This window comes from Sphingobium sp., from assembly GCF_048594625.1.
Taxonomy (GTDB): domain Bacteria; phylum Pseudomonadota; class Alphaproteobacteria; order Sphingomonadales; family Sphingomonadaceae; genus Sphingobium.
The window spans coordinates 1-3,012 of sequence record NZ_JBMDWL010000042.1 but is presented as its reverse complement, the minus strand read 5'-3'; the positions used below and the strand labels follow the sequence as shown (position 1 = coordinate 3,012).

Genomic DNA, 3,012 nt, shown 5'->3' with positions numbered 1-3,012 from the left:
ATCGCAGCCGATCGCTGCGCGACCCTGCTGACAGGGCGTCAATTCGCTGCTATCGGCGCGAGGATGACCGACCTTTCGCATATCCGTAACTTCTCTATCATCGCGCATATCGACCATGGCAAGTCGACGCTGGCCGACCGCCTGATCCAGCGTACCGGCGGCCTGACCGACCGTGAGATGAGCGCGCAAGTCCTTGATAATATGGACATTGAGAAGGAGCGGGGCATCACCATCAAGGCCCAGACGGTCCGGCTCGACTATGTCGCCAAAAATGGCGAGACATATGAGCTGAACCTGATGGACACGCCGGGGCATGTCGACTTCGCCTATGAAGTGTCGCGCAGCCTGGCCGCGTGCGAGGGCGCGTTGCTGGTCGTGGACGCCGCGCAGGGCGTGGAAGCGCAGACGCTGGCCAATGTCTATCAGTCGATCGAGCATGATCATGAGATCGTGCCGGTGCTCAACAAGATCGATCTGCCCGCCGCCGAACCGGAAAAGGTGCGCAAGGAAATCGAGGACGTCATCGGCCTGGACGCGTCGGAAGCGGTGCTGGCCAGCGCCAAGTCGGGCATCGGCATCGACGACATATTGGAAGCGGTCGTCAACAAGATCCCGCCGCCCAAGGGCGACCGCAATGCGCCGCTGGAAGCGATGCTGGTCGACAGCTGGTACGACCCCTATCTGGGCGTCGTCATCCTCGTTCGCGTCGTGAACGGGGTCATCAAAAAGGGGCAGGCGGTCAAGTTCATGATCGGCGGCACCGAACATCTGATCGACCGCGTGGGGTGCATGCGGCCCAAGATCGAGGCGTTGCCGGAACTGGCGGCGGGCGAAATCGGCTTCATCACCGCGCAGATCAAGGAAATCGCCCAGACCCGCGTCGGCGACACCATCACCACGGTCAAGAATGGCGCGACCAAGCCGCTGCCGGGTTTCAAGGAAGTGCAGCCGGTGGTGTTTTGCGGCCTGTTCCCGGTCGATGCCAATGATTTCGAAAAGCTGCGCGAATCGATCAGCAAGCTGCGCCTGAACGACGCCAGCTTCAGTTTCGAAATGGAAACGTCCGCCGCGCTGGGCTTTGGCTTTCGTTGCGGGTTCCTGGGCCTGCTGCATCTGGAGATCATTCAGGAGCGCCTCAGCCGCGAATATGACCTCGACCTCATCACCACGGCGCCGTCGGTGGTGTACGACATGCATATGAAGGATGGCCGGACCCTTCACCTGCACAATCCGGCCGACATGCCCGATCCCAATTATATCGAGGAGATCGAGGAGCCGTGGATCGAGGCGGTGATCTATTGCCCCGACGAATATCTCGGCTCCATCCTGAAACTGTGTCAGGACCGGCGCGGCATTCAGAAGAACCTGACCTATGTCGGCGGGCGCGCGCAGGTGACCTATGAACTGCCGCTCAACGAAGTGGTGTTCGATTTCTACGACCGGCTGAAATCGATCAGCCGCGGCTATGCGTCGTTCGACTATCACCAGATCGGCAGTCAGGAAGGCGATCTGGTCAAGATGAGCATTCTGGTCAACAACGAGCCGGTCGACGCGCTGTCGATGATCGTCCACCGCAGCGCCGCCGAAGCACGCGGCCGCCACATGTGCGAGCGTCTGAAGGATCTGATCCCCCGCCACCTGTTCAAAATCCCGATTCAGGCGGCGATCGGCGGCAAGGTGATCGCACGCGAAACCATCGCGGCGATGCGCAAGGATGTGACCGCCAAATGCTATGGCGGCGACATCACCCGCAAGAAGAAGCTGTTGGAAAAGCAGAAGGAAGGCAAGAAGCGCATGCGGGAATATGGCAGCGTCCAGATTCCGCAGGAAGCCTTCATCGCGGCGCTACGCATGGGCGACGAAAGCTGATCAGGGCATGACGGCGTAGTTGGGCATGGGGCCGGGCATCGGGCCGGGCATGGCGTGCAATCGCCGCCCGGCCAAGCGAAGGCCGATTACGCCAAAAGCCAGTTACGCCGTATAAGTGCCGTGCCCATTCGGCAAGGCGCCTATTCGGGGCGCGGTCTGTCGGGCGAGGGCGTCAGGCGGGGACCGTGCCAGCAGGGCATCGGTGGCTCTTGATCTTCCGCCCTTTGATCTTCTGCCCTTTGGGCCGCTTGCAATTGCGCTTCTTCCTGTTCGCGCATGTCCGTGATGATTTGCAGCATTTTGTCGACCTGCGCCCTGGCCTTTTCGCCGTCGGGATGATTGTCCATGTCGATCGGCGGTTCGGGCGCTTCCGTCGGGCTATAGGGGGGTGAAGCGACCCGGCGCACGATTGCGCAGCAGGAACATCAGCAGCCGGTCGTTGAAAACGCGCCGGGTGCCGACCAGCTTGTCATAGCTGTAGACCGGCACCTCCACGCCATAAAGCGCGCGTTCGAGCGCGACGTCTTCAAGTCGGGATATGCCATGATCCAGCGCCTGGAGCCATGCGGCAGCAAAGCTTTCCGCGTCGCGCTGACGCCGCAGCTGGTAGGCGCTTTCGGCCGTCATGCCCACCTGACGGGCGGCAGCCTTTACCGATCCGGTGACGGCCAGCGCAGCGACGAAGCCATTTTGCCGATCGCGGGTCCAGCCATCATGACGCTGACGTTGCCGGGGAACGGGGGCGAAGGCGGGCAAGGCCGCCGCCGGATGGGGAGGGGGTGTCATATCGCTCATCGGCAGCTGAATAGCCCATCTGGTTATGTGTAGGACAGATGGCCTACAGCGTGCCATGGCCGACCACCATGGTTTGCCGGGATGCCTTGACGCCCGCGCCGCGCCATGATCAATTCGCGCCCGATGGCAAAGGGACATGGCGTGAGCGACATCTGGCTGTATGACGAACATCCCGCGATGTTCCGGGCGCACCCCTTTCTGTTTTTGTTGCTGCTGCTATCGGTCGTGGGCATCATCGCGATCGGCATCTGGTGGATCATGCACAAGGGCGAACGGCTTGCCCTGAGCGAACGGGATGTGTTGATGGAGCGCGGCCTTCTGTCGAAACAGCGCACCGAAATCGCGCTG

The 3,012-nt window shown here is 61.6% G+C and carries 2 protein-coding genes and 1 pseudogene; 2 read left to right on the top strand and 1 reads right to left on the bottom strand.

The features are described from left to right. Nucleotides 1-63: 63 nt before the first annotated feature. Complete coding sequence (lepA, locus tag ACOJSJ_RS05800) at nucleotides 64-1,869, top strand: translation elongation factor 4 (RefSeq protein WP_420144040.1); 1,806 nt, start codon at nucleotides 64-66, stop codon at nucleotides 1,867-1,869. 378 nt (nucleotides 1,870-2,247) lie between these two features. Here the strand turns inward: lepA and ACOJSJ_RS05795 are convergent, their stop codons facing one another. Then, complete coding sequence (locus tag ACOJSJ_RS05795) at nucleotides 2,248-2,655, bottom strand: hypothetical protein (RefSeq protein WP_420144039.1); 408 nt, start codon at nucleotides 2,653-2,655, stop codon at nucleotides 2,248-2,250. A gap of 150 nt (nucleotides 2,656-2,805) precedes the next feature. On the opposite strand from ACOJSJ_RS05795, the pseudogene ACOJSJ_RS05790 reads away from it, so the two are divergent. After that, nucleotides 2,806-3,012, top strand: a pseudogene (locus ACOJSJ_RS05790) (PH domain-containing protein); the annotation flags it as partial.

Excerpts from the sequence above, each read along its gene's own strand:
- lepA (WP_420144040.1), top strand. The coding sequence starts at position 64 with ATGACCGACCTTTCGCATATCCGTAACTTCTCTATCATCGCGCATATC.
- ACOJSJ_RS05795 (WP_420144039.1), bottom strand. The coding sequence starts at position 2,655 with ATGACACCCCCTCCCCATCCGGCGGCGGCCTTGCCCGCCTTCGCCCCC.